Here is a 20,241-nt window from a genome sequence, read left to right as displayed (position 1 = left end):
GCAAGAATAATCGCAGCGGGGAGCCGAACCTTAGCGCGTTAGCGTTTGCGCCACAATGGGCATTGCCCCGTGCAGGCGGGGTTTTTCCCGGTAGCAGGGGTCGACGGCGAGCATCGATCTGCGCGAAGGTGCCCAACCGGTGTAATAAGCAGGCTGACATGAGAAGGAGAACCGCATGCACGCGCGCAACCCCCGGATTGGCATCATCGGCAGCGGTGCCATAGGCGGCTTTTACGGGCTGCTGCTGGCAAAGGCCGGCTTCGATGTGCACTTTTTGCTCAGAAGCGAGTATGAAGCGGTCAGTCATCACGGGCTGACCGTCCAGAGCGCTGTCCATGGTCGGCTGCACGCCAAAGTAAATTGCTACGCCGACGCCGCGCAAATGCCACCCTGCGATTGGCTATTGATAGGCGCCAAAGCCACCGGCAACCCGCAACTGGCGCCATTGATCGTGCAGGCCGGTGCACCGGATGCGAAAGTGGTGCTACTGCAGAACGGACTGGATGTCGAAGCGCAACTGCGCCCGTTACTGCGGGCTGATATGCACCTGCTTGGCGGGTTGTGCTTCGTCTGCGCCGACCGCCAGACACCCGGAGTGATTCGCCATCAGGCGTTGGGTACCGTGAACGTGGGTTATCACAGTGGTCCTGGTGACGATGGCGGGCGCCGCCTGGTGGAGCAGGGGGTTTCATTGTTCCAGGCTGCGGGGGTGAGTTCTGTGGGCATGCCTGATCTGGCTGGCGCCCGGTGGCAAAAGTTGGTGTGGAACGTGCCTTTTAACGGCCTGTCAGTGTTGCTCGGCGCCAGCACTGCCCAGCTGCTGGGCGACAGCCATGCCCGCACGCTGGTGCAAGCCTTGATGGAGGAGGTGATGGTGGGCGCTGTCGCTTGTGGTCATGCCATGCCCGCAGGCTATGCTCAGCAACTGCTGAGCATGACCGAGCGCATGCCTGATTACTGGCCCAGCATGTACCACGACCACGTTCATCATCGACCTCTAGAGACAGAGGCCATCTATGCAGCGCCTCTGGCCCGCGCCCAGTCCGCGGGTTGCCATTTGCCCCGCATGGAGATGTTGTACCAGTCGCTGAGGTTCCTCGGTAAAAACAGTGAAGGGGCCATGCTCTAGGCGCAGTCATGCGCCGGGCTGGGCAAGCGAGGCGCCGATGCGCTGCTAAGCTCAAGTTTGCCCTGCCGCCATGGCAGTCGAGGAGGTCGAATGATCCGCTCTCTGCTGTACGCCACAGACCTCGGCGTCTATGCGCCATTCGTGATGCAGCATGCGCTTGCGTTGGCGCGCACATTCGGTGCCGAGTTGTACGTCATTCATGCGGTCGAACCGATGGGCCAGTTTGCCGAATCCCTCCTGCAAAGTTACCTGGACGAACACACCCTGGACCAGCTGCACAGCCAGGGTGTGGGTACGGTAATGGCCAACATCGAGCAGCGTGTACTGGAAAATTTTCGTGAGGAGCTGGGGGAGCAAGCCGATCTGGCGGTGCTCAAGGCGGTGCGCGTGCGCCAGGGCGACCCTGCGCAAGTCATCCTGGATCAGGCCCAGCGCCTGAGCGTCGACCTGCTTGTCTTCGGCAGTCACAGCGCCGGGGCGGGCGTGGACGTGCCCTTGGGTAGGACGGCGGTCAGATTGCTCCAGCTCTCGCCTGTACCGGTCTATATGGTCCCCTTGGCACAGCATCTAGGTCGTAGGAAAGGCTGAATCACGCTGTGGGAATATTCCGGGCGGTGTAACAAAATAGTTCTAGATTTATTACGATTACCACTAATATAGTTATATATCGTCGCTGCCCGCTGCCCGCTGCCCGCTGCCCGCTGCCCGCTGCCGCTGACCCACGCTGAACTGAGGGAACCTTATGAAGCTTCAACAACTGCGCTACATCTGGGAAGTAGCGCACCATGACCTCAACGTCTCTGCGACAGCACAAAGCCTGTATACCTCGCAGCCGGGGATCAGCAAGCAGATCCGACTGCTCGAAGACGAGTTGGGCGTCGAGGTATTTGCGCGTAGCGGCAAGCACCTGACGCGTGTGACCCCAGCAGGGGAGCGCATCATCAACACCGCTGGCGAAATCCTGCGCAAGGTCGAGAGCATCAAGCAGATCGCCCAGGAGTTTTCCAACGAGAAAAAGGGCACGCTCTCCATCGCCACCACCCACACCCAGGCTCGCTACGCTTTGCCTCCGGTGATCAGTGGCTTCATCAAGCAGTACCCGGAAGTGTCCTTGCACATGCATCAGGGCTCCCCGATGCAGATCGCCGAGATGGCCGCAGACGGTACGGTGGATTTCGCCATCGCCACAGAAGCGCTCGAGCTGTTCGGCGACCTGATCATGATGCCGTGCTACAAGTGGAACCGTTGCGTGGTGGTTCCGCAGGGCCATCCATTGGCCAAGCTTCCCAAGCTGACCCTCGAAGCGGTGGCCGAATATCCCATCGTTACCTATGTGTTCGGCTTTACTGGGCGCTCCAAGCTGGACGAAGCTTTCAGCAACCGCGGCCTGACGCCCAAGGTGGTGTTCACGGCGGCGGACGCGGACGTGATCAAGACGTACGTCCGCCTCGGTTTGGGCGTGGGCATCGTTGCAGGCATGGCAGTTGACGCCAAGCTGGACGGTGACCTGGTAGCCCTGGACGCCAGCGAACTGTTCGAAGCCAGCATCACCAAGATCGGCTTCCGGCGTGGCACTTTCCTGCGCGGGTTCATGTGCGACTTCATCGAGAAGTTTGCGCCGCACCTGACCCGTGAAGTGATGGCCAAGGCCATCCAGTGTCACAACAAGCAGGAGCTGGAGGCATTGTTCGAAGGTGTCGAGTTACCGGTGCACTGATCCTCGGACGCAAGGGCCGCCACGCGGCCCTTTTCAAAGGTATCGCCCGCGTTTCAGGCCTTGGTGATCAGGTTGCCGGCGTGCAGGCCGCATTCCTTCTGGGTCGACTCTTCCCACCACCAGCGGCCTTCGCGCTCGTGCTGATTAGGTAGCACAGGGCGCGTGCAGGGCTCGCAACCGATGCTGATGAAACCGCGCTCATGCAGGCTGTTGTAGGGCAGCTCGAGCATGCGGATGTAGCCCCAGACTTCTTCGCTGCTCATCTGAGCCAGAGGGTTGAACTTGTAGAGCGTGCGCTCCGGGGTGGAGAAGCCGGTGTCGATCTCCAGGGCTGCGACCTGGCTACGCGTGCCGGGGCTCTGGTCGCGGCGCTGCCCCGTGGCCCAGGCACTGACGGTCGCAAGCTTGCGGCGCAGGGGCTCGATCTTGCGGATGCCGCAGCACTCGCCGTGGCCGTCACGGTAGAAGCTGAACAGGCCTTTGTCTTTGACGAACGGGTCGAGCTTGCTGCGATCGGGGCTGAGGATTTCGATGGGCAGGTTGTACTGCTCGCGCACCTGATCGATGAAGCGATAGGTCTCCGGATGCAAGCGCCCGGTGTCGAGGCTGAATACTTTGACCTGTTTGTTAAGCTTCCAGGCCATGTCCACCAGTACCACATCTTCGGCACCGCTGAAGGAGATCCACAGATCGTCGCCGAAGTGCTCGAAGGCAAGCTTGAGAATGTCCTGTGGGGATTTGTCCGCGTAAGCCGCTGCCAGGGCAGCGACGTCGAAAGGTTGGCTCATCAGGCGGTTTCCATCTTGGCTGTGGCGCTGGGCGCTCGTAGTGAGGCAATGGTAACAAAAAACCCATCCTGGTTGCGGGGCACGCCAAGCTGCGTTCAGCGGTTCACGGGTAAGCCAGCTTTCAAAGCCCCTGCAAGGTCTGCATCAGCACCCGCACTTTGGCAATTGACTCCTCGTACTCGGCCTGCCATTCGGAGTCGGCCACCACGGCGCCACCGCCCCAGCAACTGACCTGGCCGTCCTTGATCAACAGGCTGCGGATGGCGATGGAACTGTCCATCTCGCCGCGTACATCGACATACAGCAGCGATCCGCAGTAAAGCGCTCGGCGAGTGGGTTCAAGCTCATCGATGATCTGCATCGCGCGGATCTTGGGCGCGCCGGTGATCGAGCCGCCAGGAAAGCTGTCGCCGATCAGATCCAGTGCGTCCCTGCCAGCCGCCAGCGTGCCTGTCACGCTGCTGACCAGATGGTGCACGTTGGGGTAGGTTTCCAGGCTGAACAGCTCAGGCACTTTGACGGAGCCAATCTCGCACGTGCGGCCCAAGTCATTGCGCAACAAGTCCACGATCATCAGGTTTTCCGACCGGTCCTTGGGGCTTTGCTGCAGTTGCTCGGCATTGCGCGCATCCTCGGCCGCATCGTGACCCCGCGCACGGGTGCCCTTGATCGGACGGGTTTCCACATGACCCTTGCTGACCCGAATGAACCGCTCGGGCGAGAAGCTCAACAAGGCGCTGCCGTCTGCCAATTGCTGGAACCCGGAGAAGGGCGTTGGGCATGCCTGGCGAAGGGCTTGATAAGCTCGCCAGGGATCGCCCTGGCAAGCAGCGCGAAACCGTTGGGTCAGGTTGATCTGGTAGCAGTCACCTGCCTGGATGTAGCGTTGAACCTGCTCGAAGGCTGCATGGTACTGCTTGGGCGCAAGGTCACCAGCCATTGGGGCGAGCAGCTTGAAAGCCCCGCTGGCCCGAGGTTCACACCCCTCGAACAGGCGCACCAGTCGCTCACGCTCTTCACGGCCCAGGCTTGGGTGAAACACCAGTTGGCTGGTACGGGTGGCGTGGTCGGTAACCAACGCCCATGCGTACACGCCCAGTTGGGCATCCGGCAGGCCGAGGTCGTCCACCGCCTGGGTCGGCAAGTGTTCCAGCCGACGACCAAAATCGTAGCTCAGGTAACCGATCAACCCACCGGCAAACGGCAGCTCGCTCTCTGGCGGTAGATGTGCAGCGCCCAAGCGAGCCAGCGCAGCGCGCAACCGCTGCAGGAAGACGCGCCCTGTTTCGTCCGCCAGCACCTGCAACTGCTGTACTGGCCACGCGCTCAGCAGGTCGAAGCGGCCGCGTTCAGCGCCGGGGCGAGCGCTGTCGAGCAAAATGGCGCCTGGAGCATCACGCAAGCAGGAAAAGTAGGTAGCCGGGTCAGGCTGGTAGGGCAGGGCGTACAACGTGCAGGTCGGCATCAGTAGGGACGGCGATTAAAAGCGAGGACGGCGATTGTAGTCCGGTGCAGGCATTGCGCCTAGCGTCAGGGCGACATTCGCCATCTTCATCTGGCCGGGGCTGGTGGCCAACCCCGCTCCTTAGTGACCGGGCCTGTGGCCGAACAGGCCTTGGGCAACGCGCACGCGTTGCTCGGCATCTTCGGTGACACCCTCTTTGGCCAGTGCCTCAAGATGCGCCTCGATCGCATGGGTGCGTTGCGTCAGGCCGCAATCGTTGGCGATCTGGATATTCAGCCCTGGGCGAGCGTTGAGCTCGAGGATCAGTGGGCCTTTTTCCTGGTCCAGCACCATGTCCACGCCAATGTAGCCCAGGCCGCACAGCTCATAGCAGCCGGCGGCCAGCTTCATGAACCCGTCCCAGGTCGGCAGCTGCACGCCGTCCACTGCGTTGGTGGTATCGGGATGCTTGCTGATGATGTTGTTCAGCCAAGTGCCACGCAGCGTCACGCCTGTGGCCAAATCCACGCCCACACCGATGGCGCCTTGGTGTAGGTTGGCCTTGCCGCCGGACTGGCGGGTGGGCAGGCGCAGCATGGCCATGACCGGGTAGCCCATCAGGACGATGATGCGGATGTCCGGTACGCCTTCATAACTGATGCTCTTGAAGATCTGGTCCGGGGTGACGCGGTACTCGATCAGGGCGCGGTCGCGATGGCCGCCGAGCGAGTACAGCCCGGTGAGGATGCTGGAAATCTGGTGCTCGATTTCCTCATGGCTGATGATCTTGCCGGACACCGTCCGGTAACGGTCTTCGAAACGGTCGGCGATGACCATGATGCCATCACCCCCGGCGCCCTGAGCCGGCTTGATCACGAAGTCGCTGCGCCCGCCGATGATCTCGTCAAGCTTCTCGATCTGCTTTTCCGTCTCGATGACGCCGTACATTTCCGGCACATGGATGCCGGCTGCCAGGGCGCGCTCCTTGGTGATGATCTTGTCGTCGACGATCGGGTACAGGTGGCGCTTGTTGTACTTGAGTACATAGTCTGCATTGCGCCGATTGATACCCATGATGCCCCGGGCCTCCAGGGCTTTCCACGTCTTGATCAGGCCGAACATCAGGCGTCCGCCTTCTTCAGGAATGCCTTGAAGCGGACCAGCTCGGTCAGGCGGTAGCCGCGATAGCGACCCATTGCCAGCATGAAGCCCACCAGAATCAACAGCACGGCCGGGAAGGTGAACACGAAGTAGACCAGCTCCGGTACCATCATCAGCAGGTGCGCGAGAGAGGCGGCGAACAAGGTGCCGATGGCCACTTTCATGGCATGACCGCCGCCGCGTTCTTCCCAGGTGATCGACAGGCGTTCGATGGTCATGGTCAGGATCACCATCGGGAACAGCGCGACCGACAAGCCGCGCTCAAGGCCCAGTTTGTGGCTGAACAGGCTGATGGCGGCAATCAATACCACGACGAATGTCAGCACCACCGAAAGGCGGGGCAGCATCTGCAGCTTCAGGTGCTCGAGGTAGGAGCGCAGCGATAGCCCCAGCGCGGTGATGACGGTGAACAGCACGATCCCGAAGCCCAGCTGTGTTTCGCGGAAGGCCAGGGCGATCAGGACCGGTGTGAAGGTACCCAGGGTCTGGATGCCGATCAGGTTGCGCAGCACCAGAATCACCAGCACGCCGATGGGAATCATGACCATGATCATGAAGGTCTGCTGGGTCTGCAGCGGCAGCCCATACAGGGAGTATTCGAGGAAGTCGGCGTCGGTGTTCTCGTCTGTCAGCTTGGCCAGGCGGATGGCGTTCATCTCGCTGTTGTTCATGCTGAAGGTGACGTTGGCCCGCTTGCCGCCATCGACCGTGATCAGGTTGTCATCCCCGGTCCACCACAATAGCCGATCGTTGGGCAGGCCTTGCTCACCGGTCTCGGGGTTGAAATACAGCCAGTCGTTGCCGTTGAAGCTGCGCAGCCACAGTTCCGGGGTTTGCGGGGTGTCGGCCACCAGGCGGATCGTGTGCACCTTCTCCATCGGCACGTGGGCAATGGACAGCAGCAGGTCAATGACCTGCGCCTTCTTCATCGGTGAGGTATCGCCTGCCAGCAGCAGCTTGACGTTGTCGTCGTTGAGGTTGTTGACGCGCTTGATGGTTTCGCTGACGAACGTCTCGACATCGGCCGAATGCTGACGAATCGGTGCCATCAAGGCTTCGGCGGCGATCTTCTCGGGGCCTTCTACTGCGAGGCTGTCGCGGAAGGTCGGGCCCTTGACCTTGGCTTTCTCGGTGCTATAGCGCTTGGTCAGCACCAGCCGGTAGTAAAGGGTCTGGTTGCCGCTGGCGCGCCGCGCGGACCAGGTGACCTTGCGGTTGCCGTCGGCGCGGTTGACGCTCACACCATAGTTGTTGGAAATGAAGCTTTCGTTGAGGCTCACGTAATCCCGATTCAGGGGCGGCACGAACATCTGGACCTTTACCGGGTCCTTGGTGCTGGCCACAAATTCGATCTTGGCATCGATGTTCCACAGATCGTCCGTTTCATCCTCGGTCACCGGGATGCCGAGTACGAAGATCTGATAAGCCGTGACCGCTACGCCCAGCAACACCAGGACGGTGATCAGGACTTTCAGATGGAGGGTAAGAGAGCGCATCGGAATTACTCTGCTTTGGGAGCGTCGGTGGCACAGGCAGGTTTGCCGGCCGCATATTTAAGGCTTGGGTCGACCAGGGCGTCGAAATGCTTCAAAGCCTCCGAGCCGATCAACAGTGGGAACTGGAAAGCGCTGCGATCGGTGAGGTTGACTTCGATGGTGCGCCTGGCCTGGCCCATGCAGATGTCCAGCTCGATGACGGGGCGTGCGGTGTAGGCCTTGCCCGATTCGGCGTCGTAGTCGCCCGCCCTGCGCTTGATCTTGCTCACGCGCGCCAGCGGGCGTTCGATGGGGTGGGAATGGGCAGCATCGATGGCCAGGTAGAAGCGCACCCAGCTTTCGCCATTGCGCTTGAAACGCTTGATGTCGCGGGCGCTGAGCGAGGCTGTCTTGGCCCCGGTGTCGAGCTTGGCCGCCACTTCGAGGTCGAGGTCGCCCAGGCGAGCATATTCGTTCAGACCGTACACGGTCTTGCCGGCTGCCTGGCTCAGGGCCGGCAACAGGAGGAGGCTAATCAGCAAAGCAAAGGGTGTCAGTTTCATAGTCCTGGCGCGGTATTGTGCAAAGTTCGGGGTAAGGCGACTGGCAACGGCTGCACAAGCTTCCTCGTTGATCTGCCGGCACCATGCGGGCGGGGCAGACGGGCTATCCATACTCCATCGAAGGCGCGGCATTCTATCACGCCGACGTATTGACGCCAGCGGTGCGCGATCTGACAGTTGGATCAGAGGGTAGTTTCTTGTTGAGTGCATTGTTGACAATGTTGTCTAGGGCTTTGACTATTACGAGACCTGGCGTTAGATTTAACGCCAAGTTTTGTAAAAGGTGTCAACAATATGCAGGCGCTCTCAACGGGTAACCCGACTGGCAACGAGGAATCGGAAACCCTGTCCGAGCATGTCTTCAGGCGGATTCAGGCGGCCATTGTACGGGGGGACATAGCCCCGGGGAGCAAGATTTCCGAGCCGGAGCTTGCCCGCACCTATGGCATCAGCCGAGGCCCGCTGCGTGAAGCCATTCACCGCCTCGAGGGCCAGCGCCTGCTGGTTCGTGTGCCCCATGTGGGCGCACGGGTGGTTTCACTGAGTCACGCCGAACTCATCGAGCTCTATGAAATCCGCGAGTCGCTCGAAGGCATGGCCTGCCGCCTGGCGGCCCAGCGCATGGGCCGAGCCGACATCGACGAGCTGCGCCAGGTGCTGGAAACCCATGAGCGCGATGCTGCCTTCCAGGCGGGCGTGGGCTACTACCAGCAGGAAGGTGACTACGATTTTCACTATCGCATCATCCAGGGCAGCGGCAACCAGACCTTGGTCAAGATGCTCTGTGGAGAGCTGTACCAACTGGTGCGCATGTACCGTATCCAGTTCTCGGCCACACCCAATCGGCCGCGTCAGGCCTTCGCCGAGCACCACCGCATCCTGGACGCCATCGCCGAGGGTGACGGCGAGTTGGCCGAGCTGTTGATGCGTCGTCACATCGCTGCGTCCAAACGCAACATCGAGCGCCATTACCAAGGCGACCACACCCACAGCACACGAGGTGAACAATGACCGTCCAGAGTACCCCAGGCCAACGTTTTCGCGACGCAGTGGCCGCCGAGCGCCCGCTGCAAGTGGTCGGCACCATCAATGCCAACCACGCCTTGCTGGCCAAGCGTGCCGGTTTCAAGGCCATCTACCTGTCCGGCGGCGGTGTGGCAGCAGGCTCCCTGGGTTTACCTGACCTGGGCATCAGTGGCCTGGACGACGTGCTGACCGATGTCAGGCGCATCACTGATGTGTGCGACCTGCCACTGCTGGTGGACGTGGACACCGGGTTCGGTGCCTCGGCCTTCAACGTTGCCCGCACCGTGCGCGCCATGAGCAAGTTCGGCGCCGCGGCCATTCATATCGAGGATCAGGTGGGCGCCAAGCGTTGTGGCCACCGTCCGAACAAGGAAATCGTCACCCAGCAGGAGATGGTCGATCGCATCAAGGCGGCGGTCGATGCCCGCCTTGATGACAGCTTCGTGATCATGGCCCGTACCGATGCGCTGGCGGTCGAGGGGCTCAATGCGGCGCTGGATCGGGCGGCCGCCTGTGTCGAGGCCGGCGCGGACATGATCTTCCCCGAAGCCATCACCGAACTTGCGATGTACAAGACGTTCGCCGACCGGGTCAAGGCCCCCATCCTGGCTAACATCACCGAGTTCGGTGCCACGCCTTTGTACACCACCGAAGAGCTGGGCTCGGTCGATGTGTCGCTGGTGCTGTATCCACTGTCGGCGTTCCGCGCCATGAACAAGGCTGCCGAGAACGTCTACGCCGCCCTGCGCCGTGATGGCACGCAGAAGAACGTGATCGATACCATGCAGACACGCATGGAGCTTTACGACGCCATTGGCTATCACGCTTTCGAGCAAAGTCTCGATGCATTGTTTGCCCAGAAAAAAGGCTGACCTGCCCACTGCGCGCGCTGCAGCGCCCTGGTTCAGGGGTAGATAAGGATTAGCCAGCCTGCATTCCATAACAAGTTCAAGAAAGGAGAAGCACCATGGCCGAAGCAAAAGTACTCAGCGGCGCAGGCCTACGCGGTCAGGTTGCCGGTCAGACGGCCCTGTCGACGGTAGGTCAGGCCGGCGCAGGGCTGACCTATCGCGGGTATGACGTCCGCGACCTGGCTGCCCACGCCGAATTCGAGGAGGTGGCTTACCTGTTGTTGTATGGCGAGCTGCCCTGCCAGGCCGAGCTTGCCGACTACAAGCACAAGCTCAAGGGCCTGCGCGACCTGCCCCAGGCGTTGAAAGAAGTACTGGAGCGCATCCCGCGCGACGCTCACCCGATGGACGTGATGCGCACGGGCTGCTCCGTGCTCGGAACCCTGGAGCCCGAGCTCACCTTCGATGCCCAGCGCGACAAGACCGACCGGCTCCTGGCCGTCTTCCCAGCGATCATGTGTTACTGGTACCGCTTCAGCCATCACGGCGTGCGCATCGACTGTGTCAGTGACCAGGACACCTTGGGCGGCCACTACCTGCAGTTACTCCATGGCAAGCAGCCCAGTGAGCTGCATGTGAAGGTGATGAACGTATCGCTCATTCTCTATGCCGAGCACGAGTTCAACGCCTCCACCTTCACCGCCCGCGTGTGCGCCTCGACCTTGTCCGACCTGTACTCCTGCGTCACCGCCGCCATCGGTTCGCTGCGCGGCCCGCTGCACGGCGGCGCCAACGAGGCGGCCATGGAGCTGATCGAGCGCTTCCAGAGCCCGCAACAAGCGACGACCGAGTTGCTGCACATGCTCGAGCGCAAAGACAAGATCATGGGCTTTGGCCATGCCATCTACAAAGAGTCCGACCCGCGTAACGAGGTGATCAAAGGGTGGTCCAAGCGCCTTGCCGATGAGGTGGGCGACACGGTGCTGTACCCGGTGTCCGAAGCCATCGACAAGACCATGTGGGAGCAAAAGCGCTTATTCCCCAACGCCGATTTCTACCATGCCTCGGCGTATCACTTCATGGGCATACCGACCAAGCTGTTCACCCCGATCTTCGTCTGCTCGCGGCTTACCGGCTGGGCAGCGCACGTGTTCGAGCAGCGTGAGAACAACCGCATCATCCGTCCGAGTGCCGAATACATCGGCGTCGAACAGCGTCAGTTCGTGCCGATCGAGCAGCGCTGATGGTCGCCCACCCCGCGCAGACTTTGTTGGCCTCGCGGGGTGGCCCAGCATGTCTGCCCGCACGCGCACCCTTGAACGCCATCCGTGACCGAGCCTGATAACGATATGAATACTGCCTACCGCAAAGCCTTGCCAGGCACTGACCTGGATTACTTCGACGCCCGCGCTGCCGTCGAGGCCATCAAGCCCGGCGCCTATCAGGGCTTGCCCTACACCTCGCGTGTGCTGGCCGAGAACCTGGTGCGCCGCTGCAGCCCTGGCACGCTCCAGGCGTCGTTGGCCCAGCTGATAGAGCGCAAGCGCGACCTCGATTTCCCCTGGTATCCGGCCCGGGTCGTCTGCCATGACATCCTGGGTCAGACCGCGCTGGTCGACCTGGCCGGCTTGCGCGATGCCATCGCCGACAAGGGCGGTGACCCTGCCCAGGTCAACCCGGTGGTGCCAGTGCAGCTAATCGTCGATCACTCACTGGCCGTCGAGTGTGGCGGCTATGACCCCCAGGCGTTCGAACGCAACAGGGCCATCGAGGATCGCCGCAACGAAGACCGTTTCCATTTCATCAATTGGACCAAGAAAGCGTTCAAGAACGTCGATGTCATCCCGCCTGGCAACGGCATCATGCACCAGATCAACCTGGAGAAGATGTCGCCCGTGGTACACAGCGATGACGGCGTGGCCTACCCGGACACCTGTGTCGGCACCGACAGCCACACCCCGCATGTGGACGCCTTGGGCGTCATCGCCATCGGCGTGGGCGGGCTTGAGGCCGAGAACGTCATGCTCGGGCGCGCCTCCTGGATGCGCCTGCCGGAAATCGTCGGCGTCCAGCTCACTGGTAAACTGGCGCCCAACTTGACGGCAACCGACCTGGTATTGGCCCTGACCGAATTTTTGCGCAAGCAGAAGGTGGTCGGCGCCTACCTGGAATTCCATGGGGAAGGCGCCCGTGCCCTGACGCTCGGCGACCGCGCCACCATCTCCAACATGGCCCCTGAATATGGCGCCACCGCGGCCATGTTCGCCATCGATCAGCAAACCATCGACTACCTGCGCCTGACAGGCCGCGAGGAACAGCAGGTCGCACTGGTAGAGACCTACGCCAAGACCGCGGGTCTGTGGGCTGACAGCTTTACCGAGGTGGTCTACGAGCGCACGCTGGACTTCGATCTGGCCAGCGTGGTGCGCACCATGGCGGGCCCCTCAAACCCCCATGCCCGGGTGGCCACCAGCGAGCTGGCCGCCAAGGGGATCGCAGGTGCCTGGGAGCAGGTACCCGGTCAGATGCCGGACGGGGCGGTGATCATTGCAGCCATCACCAGTTGCACCAACACCAGCAACCCGCGCAACGTGATCGCTGCCGGGTTGCTGGCGCGCAATGCCAATAGGCTGGGGCTGACGCGCAAGCCTTGGGTCAAGTCATCCCTCGCCCCTGGATCCAGGGCAGTGCAGCTGTACCTGGAAGAGGCGGGCCTGGAGGCGGAGCTCCAAGCGTTGGGCTTCGGCATCGTCGCCTTCGCCTGCACCACCTGCAACGGCATGTCCGGCGCCCTCGATCCGGCCATCCAGCAGGAAATCATCGATCGGGACCTGTATACCACCGCGGTGTTGTCGGGTAACCGAAACTTCGATGGCCGTATTCACCCGTATGCCAAACAGGCATTTCTGGCGTCCCCGCCTTTGGTTGTGGCCTATGCCATCGCGGGTACGATCCGTTTCGATATCGAGAAAGATGTGCTGGGCGTGGCATCGGATGGCCGTGAAATTCGCCTCAAGGACATCTGGCCCAGCGATGAAGAAATCGATGCGATGGTCCGCGCTGCGGTCAAGCCCGAACAGTTCCGAAAGGTCTACATCCCCATGTTCGCCGTCGAGCAAGACCGTGGGCCCAAGGTAGCGCCGCTGTACGACTGGCGCCCCATGAGCACCTACATCCGTCGCCCGCCCTACTGGGAAGGCGCCCTGGCGGGAGAACGCACCTTGCGTGGCATGCGCCCGCTGGCGTTGCTGCCGGACAACATCACCACCGATCACCTGTCGCCCTCCAATGCCATCATGCTCGACAGCGCGGCGGGGGAGTACCTGGCCAAAATGGGCTTGCCTGAAGAGGACTTCAACTCCTATGCCACCCACCGTGGGGACCACCTCACGGCTCAGCGCGCCACCTTCGCCAACCCCAAGCTGTTCAACGAGATGGTGCGCAATGAAGATGGCAGCGTAAGGCAGGGTTCGCTAGCACGCCTTGAACCCGAAGGCCGGGTCATGCGCATGTGGGAAGCGATCGAAACCTACATGCAGCGCAAGCAGCCGCTGATCATCGTGGCCGGTGCCGATTACGGTCAGGGCTCTTCACGCGACTGGGCTGCCAAAGGGGTGCGTCTGGCGGGCGTGGAGGCCATCGTCGCCGAGGGGTTCGAGCGCATCCACCGCACGAACCTGGTGGGCATGGGCGTCTTGCCCCTCGAATTCATGCCGGGTACCGACCGTAAGGTGCTGGGCCTGGACGGCAGCGAAACCTATGACGTGATAGGCATCCGTACTCCCCGCGCTACCTTGACCCTGGCGGTGACCCGTCGCACAGGAGAGCGTTTTGACGTGCCGGTGACCTGTCGTCTGGATACAGCCGAAGAGGTGTCGATCTACGAAGCGGGCGGGGTGTTGCAACGCTTTGCCCAGGACTTCCTCGAAGCGACCGTTTAACACAACGTGGCCGCCTTGCGGCCCCCAGTCGCCCGCACTGGCTCGGACCACCGGGCCATCCAAGAGGCTTCAATCCATGGCACATGCACCTCAAATCAAGATTCCGGCTACTTACATGCGTGGCGGCACCAGCAAAGGCGTGTTCTTCCGCTTGCAGGACCTCCCGGCGCAGGCGCAAACGCCCGGCCCGGCACGCGATGCCTTGCTGCTGCGGGTAATCGGCAGCCCCGACCCCTATGGCAAGCAGATCGACGGCATGGGCGGGGCGACGTCCAGCACCAGCAAGGTCGTGATCCTATCCGCCAGCAAGCGCCCTGATCATGATGTGGACTACCTGTTCGGCCAGGTCAGTATCGACAAGCCTTTCGTAGACTGGAGCGGCAACTGCGGCAACCTTTCCGCAGCAGTGGGTGCGTTCGCCATCGGCAGTGGCCTGATAGAACCCACGCAGGTACCCGAAACCGGTGTCGCCACGGTGCGTATCTGGCAGGCCAACATCGGCAAGACCATCGTAGCGCATGTGCCGATGAGCGACGGTCAGGTGCAGGAGACCGGCGACTTTGAGCTTGATGGCGTCACGTTCCCTGCCGCCGAAGTGCAGCTGGAGTTTCTTGATCCGGCAGCCGACGATGATGGGGAAGGTGGGGCGATGTTCCCTACCGGCAACCTGATCGACGAGCTTGCAGTACCGGGGGTTGGCACCTTCAAGGCGACGTTGATCAATGCCGGTATCCCAACGGTGTTTCTCAATGCAGCCGATCTTGGTTACAGCGGCATGGAGTTGCAGGATGCCATCAATGGGGATCCGGCTGCCCTTGAGCGGTTCGAGGCGATACGGGCCCATGGTGCGCTGCGCATGGGGCTGATCGAACATCTAGGGCAGGCTGCCGCACGCCAGCATACCCCCAAGGTGGCATTCGTGGCGCCGGCACAGGCTTATCTCGCCTCAAGTGGCAAGCAGGTGGGGGCAGAAGATATCGACTTGCTGGTGCGCGCCTTGTCCATGGGCAAGCTTCATCACGCGATGATGGGCACTGCCGCCGTCGCGATCGGTACGGCTGCGGCCATCCCGGGGACACTGGTGAACCTTGCTGCAGGCGGCGGTGAGCGCAGCGCTGTACGCTTCGGGCATCCATCGGGCACCTTGCGGGTAGGTGCGCAGGCGTGCCTGATCGATGGGCAGTGGTCGGTGACCAAGGCGATCATGAGTCGCAGCGCGCGTGTGTTGATGGAGGGCTGGGTACGCGTTCCTGGCGATAGTTTCTGACAGGCGTGCTCGCCATCGCCGGCCCGTCACGTTCAACAAGGCGTCTGGGCGTGATTTAGTCGGTGCCTGACTGTTCTGAATGAAAAAAAAGCCCCGGCATCACTGCCGGGGCTTTTTTCATGGAGCCAGTGGATGGCTGTCTGGCTTACGCCTGGACCACTCGGATCTTGGCGTTAGCGGCCGCTTCGCGGAACTCGGCGATCTGGTCGAAGCTCAGGTAGCGGTAGACGTCGGCAGACATGCTGTCGATGTCCTTGGCGTACTGCATGTACTCTTCGACGGTCGGCAACTTGCCGATGATCGAAGCCACCGCAGCCAGCTCGGCCGATGCCAGGTACACGTTGGTGGCGTCGCCCAGGCGGTTCGGGAAGTTACGGGTCGAGGTCGACACCACGGTCGAACCGGTCTGCACCCGCGCCTGGTTACCCATGCACAGGGAGCAGCCTGGCATTTCCATCCTCGCACCGGCTTTGCCGTAGATGCCGTAGTAGCCTTCTTCGGTCAGCTGATGAGCATCCATCTTGGTCGGCGGAGCCAGCCACAGACGGGTCGGAATACCACCCTTGACCTTTTCCAGCAGCTTGCCAGCGGCGCGGAAGTGACCAATGTTGGTCATGCACGAACCGATGAACACTTCGTCGATCTTCTCACCCTGTACCGAGGACAGCAGGCGAGCATCGTCCGGGTCGTTCGGGGCGCAGAGCACAGGCTCCTTGACGTCGGCCAGGTCGATTTCGATGATTTCGGCGTATTCGGCATCGGCGTCGGCCGACAGCAGTTCTGGGTTGGCCAGCCAGGCTTCCATGGCCTGGGCGCGACGCTCCAGGGTGCGTGCATCGCCGTAGCCTTCGCCGATCATCCAGCGCAGCAGGGTGATGTTGGACTTGAGGTACTCGGCAATGGCTTTTTCCGGCAGCTTGATGGTGCAACCGGCGGCGGAGCGTTCAGCCGAAGCGTCCGAGAGCTCGAAGGCCTGCTCGACGGTCAGCTCGTCCAGGCCTTCGATTTCAAGGATGCGACCGGAGAAGGCGTTTTTCTTGCCCTTCTTCTCGACGGTCAGCAGGCCCTGCTGGATGGCGTAGTAAGGGATGGCATGCACCAGGTCACGCAGGGTGATACCAGGTTGCAGCTTGCCTTTGAAGCGCACCAGGATCGACTCTGGCATGTCCAGTGGCATCACGCCGGTGGCGGCCGCGAAGGCTACCAGGCCGGAGCCTGCAGGGAAGGAAATGCCGATCGGGAAGCGGGTGTGCGAGTCGCCACCGGTACCCACGGTATCGGGCATCAGCATGCGGTTCAGCCAGCTGTGGATGATGCCGTCCCCTGGGCGCAACGACACGCCGCCACGGGTGCGGATGAAGTCTGGCAGGGTGTGGTGGGTGGTAACGTCGATGGGCTTCGGATAGGCCGCAGTGTGGCAGAACGACTGCATCACGAGGTCAGCGGAGAAGCCCAGGCAGGCCAGGTCCTTGAGCTCGTCACGGGTCATGGGGCCAGTGGTGTCCTGGGAACCCACGGTGGTCATCTTCGGCTCGCAATAGGCGCCTGGACGTACGCCTTGGCCTTCCGGCAGGCCACACGCGCGGCCGACCATCTTCTGCGCCAGGGTGAACCCTTTGCCGGTGTCGGCAGGCTGCTCTGGCTTCTTGAACAGGTCCGATGGGCCCTGGCCAAGCTCGGCACGGGCTTTTTCGGTCAGGCCACGGCCGACGATCAGTGGGATACGGCCACCAGCACGCACTTCGTCGAGCAGCACTTCGGTCTTGAGCGCGAATGTGGTGACCAGCTCATTGCTTTCGTGACGGCGTACTTCACCTTTGAACGGGTAGACGTCGATCACGTCGCCCATGGCCAGGTCGGTGCAATCGAACTCGATCGGCAGGGCGCCGGCGTCTTCCATGGTGTTGTAGAAGATCGGGGCGATCTTGGTGCCGAAGCAAAAACCGCCGGCACGCTTGTTGGGCACGTACGGGATATCGTCGCCGAAGAACCACAGCACCGAGTTGGTGGCGGATTTGCGCGAAGAACCGGTACCCACCACGTCACCCACGTAGGCGACCGGGAAGCCCTTGGCCCTGACCGCTTCGATCTGAGCCAGCGGGCCTACTGAGCCCGGCTGCTGCGGCTCGATACCGTCGCGGGCCATTTTCAGCATGGCCAGGGCGTGCAGCGGGATGTCAGGGCGCGACCAGGCATCCGGGGCAGGGGACAGGTCATCGGTGTTGGTTTCGCCAGGCACCTTGAACACGGTCAGGGTGTATTTGTCGGCGATGGCCGGGCGCGAGGTGAACCACTCGCCGGCAGCCCAGGATTCCAGCACGGCCTTGGCATGAGCATTGCCGGCCTTGGCTTTTTCAGCCACGTCGTGGAAGGCATCGAACATCAGCAGGGTGTGCTTGAGCTGCTCGGCCGCGACGGCGCCCAGCTCGGCGTCATCCAGCAGCGCGACCAGCGTCTCGATGTTGTAGCCGCCCTGCATGGTGCCCAGCAGTTCGGTGGCGTGCTTGCGATCGATCAGCGGCGAGGTGGCTTCGCCCTTGGCGACGGCCGAAAGGAAGGCTGCCTTGACATAGGCGGCCTCATCGACTCCAGGCGGTACGCGGTTGGTGAGCAGGTCTACGAGGAAGGCTTCTTCGCCGGCCGGCGGGTTTTTCAGCAACTCGACCAGGCCTGCAGTTTGTTCGGCGTTCAGCGGCTGGGGCACGATACCCAGAGCGGCGCGCTCTTCGATGTGTTTGCGGTAGGCTTCAAGCACAGTTATTTCCCTCATCAGTGGCCCCTTTAAGGGGTCCGGGACGCTCATCCAGCATTCCTTGCACCCATGCGCCGTCATAGCTTCTTGGGCCGCCTGGCCAGGGTCGCAAGGAATCCTTGCGGAAGCTGCTTTCAAAGTTTTACGCCTGCAGAACGAGCATCTGATGAGGGCTGGCTAGGGCCTGCGGGGATGCAGGCCCGGACCAACGTCGTTCTGCCGGATCAACTGTGCTCGTGACGCTTTGAAAACAGCTTCCAACGGACATTGTTGCCTTCGAAAAGGCCGGATGATTCTACGGTAAAAAACGCTGGAAGGTAAGGCGGCGATGATGACTTTAACGGGTGACCCTGGTTAGACAAAGGGCTAACATGGCCGCGTACTCCACCTTCAAGCCGTTGTATTTCATGTCCAACAAGTCCATCAAAACGCCCTGCGTCGGCCTGTGTTCCACGGTTTACGGAGACACGGTATGCCGAGGGTGCAAGCGCTTCCACCATGAGGTCATCCACTGGAATGGCTATGACGATGCGCAAAAACGCGCGGTCTGGTTACGCCTGGAGCAACTGCTGGTTCAGGTGATGATGGCCAAGCTCGAGGTGTTCGACAAAGGCTTGTTGCGCCAGCAACTTGAACAACGTGCCATACGGTATGTCGAGCAGCAGTCCGAGTACTGCTGGGCCTACCAGCTCATCGCCAGGGGCGCGCGCATGATTCGGGACCTGGAGGCCTACGGCATGGCATTGCTGCCCGAGTTCCGCGACTGGGAACTGCCACAACTGCGCGATGCAATTGATCGTGAGTTCTTTCTGTTGTCAGAGGCGCATTACCAGCGCTACATCGCGCCATCGTTTCTCAACAGCGCGTTGGAGTAGTCACCTTTCCCTCTATTTCGCTGCTTGGCTGGCCTCTAGCGTGGTGCTTCCGACGATCTAATGGAGCATCTCGATGGACAGCTATACCTTCAAACCCGATCTGTGCTTTCACGCACGTTGCTGGTGGCAGATAGACGGGGCCCGCATTGCAGAGGGTGCTTGGCACGCGGCCGTGCAGCATCTGGCCCCGCTGTGGGTGGGTTTCGAAAGTGGTGACGGTGATGATGGCTGGATGCGGACAGAGCCTGAAGGCGCATTGGAACCGTCTCCCAGCCCGCCTTTCAGGGGCGTTGGCATCTTGTGCCCTGTCCTGTGGTTTGGGGTGTACCATGTTCGCGATCTGTACAGTTACGAGATCAGGCCGGCCTATTTCGAGTCCACCGTTGATCTGTGGCCCAGGCTTGAGTATGTCATGGCTAAAGACTTCGGCTTTATAGGTATGTCCGGTAGTCCCCAGGCGGCAGGAACGGAGAACGCGCCGCTCTGGGGCATTGATGGCCTTGATCCCCGGCATCTGAAGGTTGGGCAGCGTAAAAGCAATCTACTGTTGTTTGACCCTGCCGGGGCAGCAGTCAGGCGTTACAAGCAGTTTGGTCGCTCTTACCTCGCCACCCACCAGGGGCGACGAGGTGCACTCAGTCTGGAGGTGGTCGGTCGCCCTGTGCCTCCTCATCCCAGGCCGTTGGAATAACCACTACGGTCAGGGCGAGTTAGGTCAACACGTGTTGATCGATTCGACCGGCTTGATGTAGAGCGCTTCCTTCTGCAATGCGCGGCCGGCGTTGCTTAGCGTTAGGCTCACATTCCGACTCAAGAGTGAGCCAGCATGACCGACTACATTCATCACCCTGAACTCTCGTTTCTTGCCCGCTGCTGATGGCAGTTGACCGAAGAGCTGATTCACCCGGATCGATGGTGGGACTGCCAGGACAAGCTCGCCCCAATGTGGCTTCACGTCGACGTAGCAAGTATCCACAACGATCATTGGTACAACTACTGGCGGGCCGAGCCTGAGGGGCAAGGGCCACTGCGACTGGCGCCAGAGGACTATACCAAGGATGGTCATCAGTATGGCGAGCTGTTCTGGTTCGGTGCCTACATTGCCGCTTCAGGGGAGGATGGGGCAAGGCTCCTACGAGATCCGGCCTTATGACAGAGACTGGCGACCGCTGAACCGAGTCCTTTACAACAATCCCTCCTCATTGTCGGGCTATGCGGCGGTCAAGCGCGAATGAGCCGAGCGCCGGGCAGT

At 61.5% G+C, this 20,241-nt stretch carries 16 protein-coding genes; 10 read left to right on the top strand and 6 right to left on the bottom strand.

Annotated features, from left to right (window positions below):
* Nucleotides 1-175 precede the first annotated feature (175 nt).
* The 3 genes from FS777_RS10435 to cysB all read left to right on the top strand — a co-directional run bounded on the left by FS777_RS10435 (nt 176) and on the right by cysB (nt 2,846).
* On the top strand, nt 176-1,129 hold the full coding sequence (locus FS777_RS10435) for a putative 2-dehydropantoate 2-reductase (protein WP_058637395.1): 954 nt from the start codon (nt 176-178) through the stop codon (nt 1,127-1,129).
* A 90-nt stretch (nt 1,130-1,219) separates the two neighbouring features.
* The gene (locus tag FS777_RS10430) at nt 1,220-1,717 is read left to right on the top strand and encodes a universal stress protein (protein ID WP_058603808.1); all 498 of its coding nucleotides are present in this window, start codon (nt 1,220-1,222) and stop codon (nt 1,715-1,717) included.
* A gap of 154 nt (nt 1,718-1,871) precedes the next feature.
* Nucleotides 1,872-2,846 carry an HTH-type transcriptional regulator CysB gene (gene cysB, locus FS777_RS10425; RefSeq protein WP_023536044.1) on the top strand — a complete coding sequence of 325 codons (975 nt, stop codon included), beginning with the start codon at nt 1,872-1,874 and terminating at the stop codon, nt 2,844-2,846.
* A 53-nt stretch (nt 2,847-2,899) separates the two neighbouring features.
* Here cysB and FS777_RS10420 read toward each other — a convergent pair whose 3' ends face one another.
* The 5 genes from FS777_RS10420 to FS777_RS10400 form a co-directional block, all read right to left on the bottom strand.
* A complete protein-coding gene (locus FS777_RS10420; RefSeq protein WP_058637394.1) occupies nt 2,900-3,634 on the bottom strand; it encodes a phosphoadenylyl-sulfate reductase in 735 nt (244 codons plus the stop codon).
* Nucleotides 3,635-3,755: 121 nt separating this feature from the next.
* Entirely contained in the window at nt 3,756-5,099 is a 1,344-nt protein-coding gene (gene pabB / locus FS777_RS10415) for an aminodeoxychorismate synthase component I (protein WP_145255344.1), read from the bottom strand.
* Nucleotides 5,100-5,219: 120 nt separating this feature from the next.
* The gene (locus FS777_RS10410) at nt 5,220-6,200 is read right to left on the bottom strand and encodes an alpha-L-glutamate ligase-like protein (protein WP_023536214.1); all 981 of its coding nucleotides are present in this window, start codon (nt 6,198-6,200) and stop codon (nt 5,220-5,222) included.
* Nucleotides 6,200-7,735 carry an inactive transglutaminase family protein gene (locus tag FS777_RS10405; RefSeq protein WP_027914607.1) on the bottom strand — a complete coding sequence of 512 codons (1,536 nt, stop codon included), beginning with the start codon at nt 7,733-7,735 and terminating at the stop codon, nt 6,200-6,202. Before FS777_RS10405 ends, FS777_RS10410 begins: the two co-directional genes overlap by 1 nt.
* A gap of 5 nt (nt 7,736-7,740) precedes the next feature.
* Nucleotides 7,741-8,277 (bottom strand): ATP-dependent zinc protease, encoded by a 537-nt coding sequence (locus FS777_RS10400; protein ID WP_058603812.1) that lies wholly within the window; start codon nt 8,275-8,277, stop codon nt 7,741-7,743.
* A gap of 294 nt (nt 8,278-8,571) precedes the next feature.
* On the opposite strand from FS777_RS10400, the gene FS777_RS10395 reads away from it, so the two are divergent.
* The 5 genes from FS777_RS10395 to prpF all read left to right on the top strand — a co-directional run bounded on the left by FS777_RS10395 (nt 8,572) and on the right by prpF (nt 15,362).
* Nucleotides 8,572-9,288, top strand: coding sequence for a GntR family transcriptional regulator (locus FS777_RS10395; protein WP_058637391.1), 717 nt, complete (start codon nt 8,572-8,574; stop codon nt 9,286-9,288).
* A complete protein-coding gene (gene prpB, locus FS777_RS10390) occupies nt 9,285-10,175 on the top strand; it encodes a methylisocitrate lyase (protein WP_058637390.1) in 891 nt (296 codons plus the stop codon). Before FS777_RS10395 ends, prpB begins: the two co-directional genes overlap by 4 nt.
* A gap of 95 nt (nt 10,176-10,270) precedes the next feature.
* Nucleotides 10,271-11,398: a 2-methylcitrate synthase gene (gene prpC, locus FS777_RS10385; RefSeq protein ID WP_078478786.1), complete on the top strand. Its 1,128-nt coding sequence runs from the start codon at nt 10,271-10,273 to the stop codon at nt 11,396-11,398.
* A gap of 105 nt (nt 11,399-11,503) precedes the next feature.
* The gene (acnD, locus tag FS777_RS10380; protein ID WP_145255341.1) at nt 11,504-14,095 is read left to right on the top strand and encodes a Fe/S-dependent 2-methylisocitrate dehydratase AcnD; all 2,592 of its coding nucleotides are present in this window, start codon (nt 11,504-11,506) and stop codon (nt 14,093-14,095) included.
* Between the two features lie 76 nt (nt 14,096-14,171).
* Nucleotides 14,172-15,362: a 2-methylaconitate cis-trans isomerase PrpF gene (prpF, locus tag FS777_RS10375; protein WP_058637388.1), complete on the top strand. Its 1,191-nt coding sequence runs from the start codon at nt 14,172-14,174 to the stop codon at nt 15,360-15,362.
* 145 nt (nt 15,363-15,507) lie between these two features.
* On the opposite strand, the gene acnB is transcribed toward prpF, so the two are convergent.
* Complete coding sequence (acnB, locus tag FS777_RS10370; RefSeq protein ID WP_145255389.1) at nt 15,508-18,117, bottom strand: bifunctional aconitate hydratase 2/2-methylisocitrate dehydratase; 2,610 nt, start codon at nt 18,115-18,117, stop codon at nt 15,508-15,510.
* A gap of 404 nt (nt 18,118-18,521) precedes the next feature.
* On the opposite strand from acnB, the gene FS777_RS10365 reads away from it, so the two are divergent.
* Together FS777_RS10365 and FS777_RS10360 are read left to right on the top strand one after the other, a co-directional pair.
* A complete protein-coding gene (locus FS777_RS10365) occupies nt 18,522-18,989 on the top strand; it encodes a DUF1289 domain-containing protein (RefSeq protein ID WP_100852605.1) in 468 nt (155 codons plus the stop codon).
* 73 nt (nt 18,990-19,062) lie between these two features.
* Nucleotides 19,063-19,680, top strand: a complete 618-nt coding sequence (locus FS777_RS10360) for a hypothetical protein (protein WP_058637386.1) — start codon at nt 19,063-19,065, stop codon at nt 19,678-19,680.
* The last annotated feature ends 561 nt before the right edge of the window (nt 19,681-20,241 follow it).

Source organism: Pseudomonas sp. DE0157, from assembly GCF_007678615.1.
In the GTDB taxonomy this organism is placed as follows: Bacteria; Pseudomonadota; Gammaproteobacteria; order Pseudomonadales; family Pseudomonadaceae; genus Aquipseudomonas; species Aquipseudomonas parafulva_B.
Note: the sequence above shows the minus strand (reverse complement) of the source record. Positions and strands in the feature narration are given on the sequence as shown.

What these genes read in the sequence shown, in the direction of transcription:
- prpB (WP_058637390.1), top strand. Translation starts at nt 9,285, where the DNA reads ATGACCGTCCAGAGTACCCCAGGCCAACGTTTTCGCGACGCAGTGGCC.
- FS777_RS10400 (WP_058603812.1), bottom strand. Translation starts at nt 8,277, where the DNA reads ATGAAACTGACACCCTTTGCTTTGCTGATTAGCCTCCTCCTGTTGCCG.
- prpC (WP_078478786.1), top strand. Translation starts at nt 10,271, where the DNA reads ATGGCCGAAGCAAAAGTACTCAGCGGCGCAGGCCTACGCGGTCAGGTT.
- FS777_RS10430 (WP_058603808.1), top strand. Translation starts at nt 1,220, where the DNA reads ATGATCCGCTCTCTGCTGTACGCCACAGACCTCGGCGTCTATGCGCCA.
- FS777_RS10395 (WP_058637391.1), top strand. Translation starts at nt 8,572, where the DNA reads ATGCAGGCGCTCTCAACGGGTAACCCGACTGGCAACGAGGAATCGGAA.
- FS777_RS10360 (WP_058637386.1), top strand. Translation starts at nt 19,063, where the DNA reads ATGGACAGCTATACCTTCAAACCCGATCTGTGCTTTCACGCACGTTGC.
- FS777_RS10405 (WP_027914607.1), bottom strand. Translation starts at nt 7,735, where the DNA reads ATGCGCTCTCTTACCCTCCATCTGAAAGTCCTGATCACCGTCCTGGTG.
- FS777_RS10420 (WP_058637394.1), bottom strand. Translation starts at nt 3,634, where the DNA reads ATGAGCCAACCTTTCGACGTCGCTGCCCTGGCAGCGGCTTACGCGGAC.
- prpF (WP_058637388.1), top strand. Translation starts at nt 14,172, where the DNA reads ATGGCACATGCACCTCAAATCAAGATTCCGGCTACTTACATGCGTGGC.
- FS777_RS10435 (WP_058637395.1), top strand. Translation starts at nt 176, where the DNA reads ATGCACGCGCGCAACCCCCGGATTGGCATCATCGGCAGCGGTGCCATA.
- FS777_RS10365 (WP_100852605.1), top strand. Translation starts at nt 18,522, where the DNA reads ATGTCCAACAAGTCCATCAAAACGCCCTGCGTCGGCCTGTGTTCCACG.
- acnD (WP_145255341.1), top strand. Translation starts at nt 11,504, where the DNA reads ATGAATACTGCCTACCGCAAAGCCTTGCCAGGCACTGACCTGGATTAC.
- FS777_RS10410 (WP_023536214.1), bottom strand. Translation starts at nt 6,200, where the DNA reads ATGTTCGGCCTGATCAAGACGTGGAAAGCCCTGGAGGCCCGGGGCATC.
- pabB (WP_145255344.1), bottom strand. Translation starts at nt 5,099, where the DNA reads ATGCCGACCTGCACGTTGTACGCCCTGCCCTACCAGCCTGACCCGGCT.
- cysB (WP_023536044.1), top strand. Translation starts at nt 1,872, where the DNA reads ATGAAGCTTCAACAACTGCGCTACATCTGGGAAGTAGCGCACCATGAC.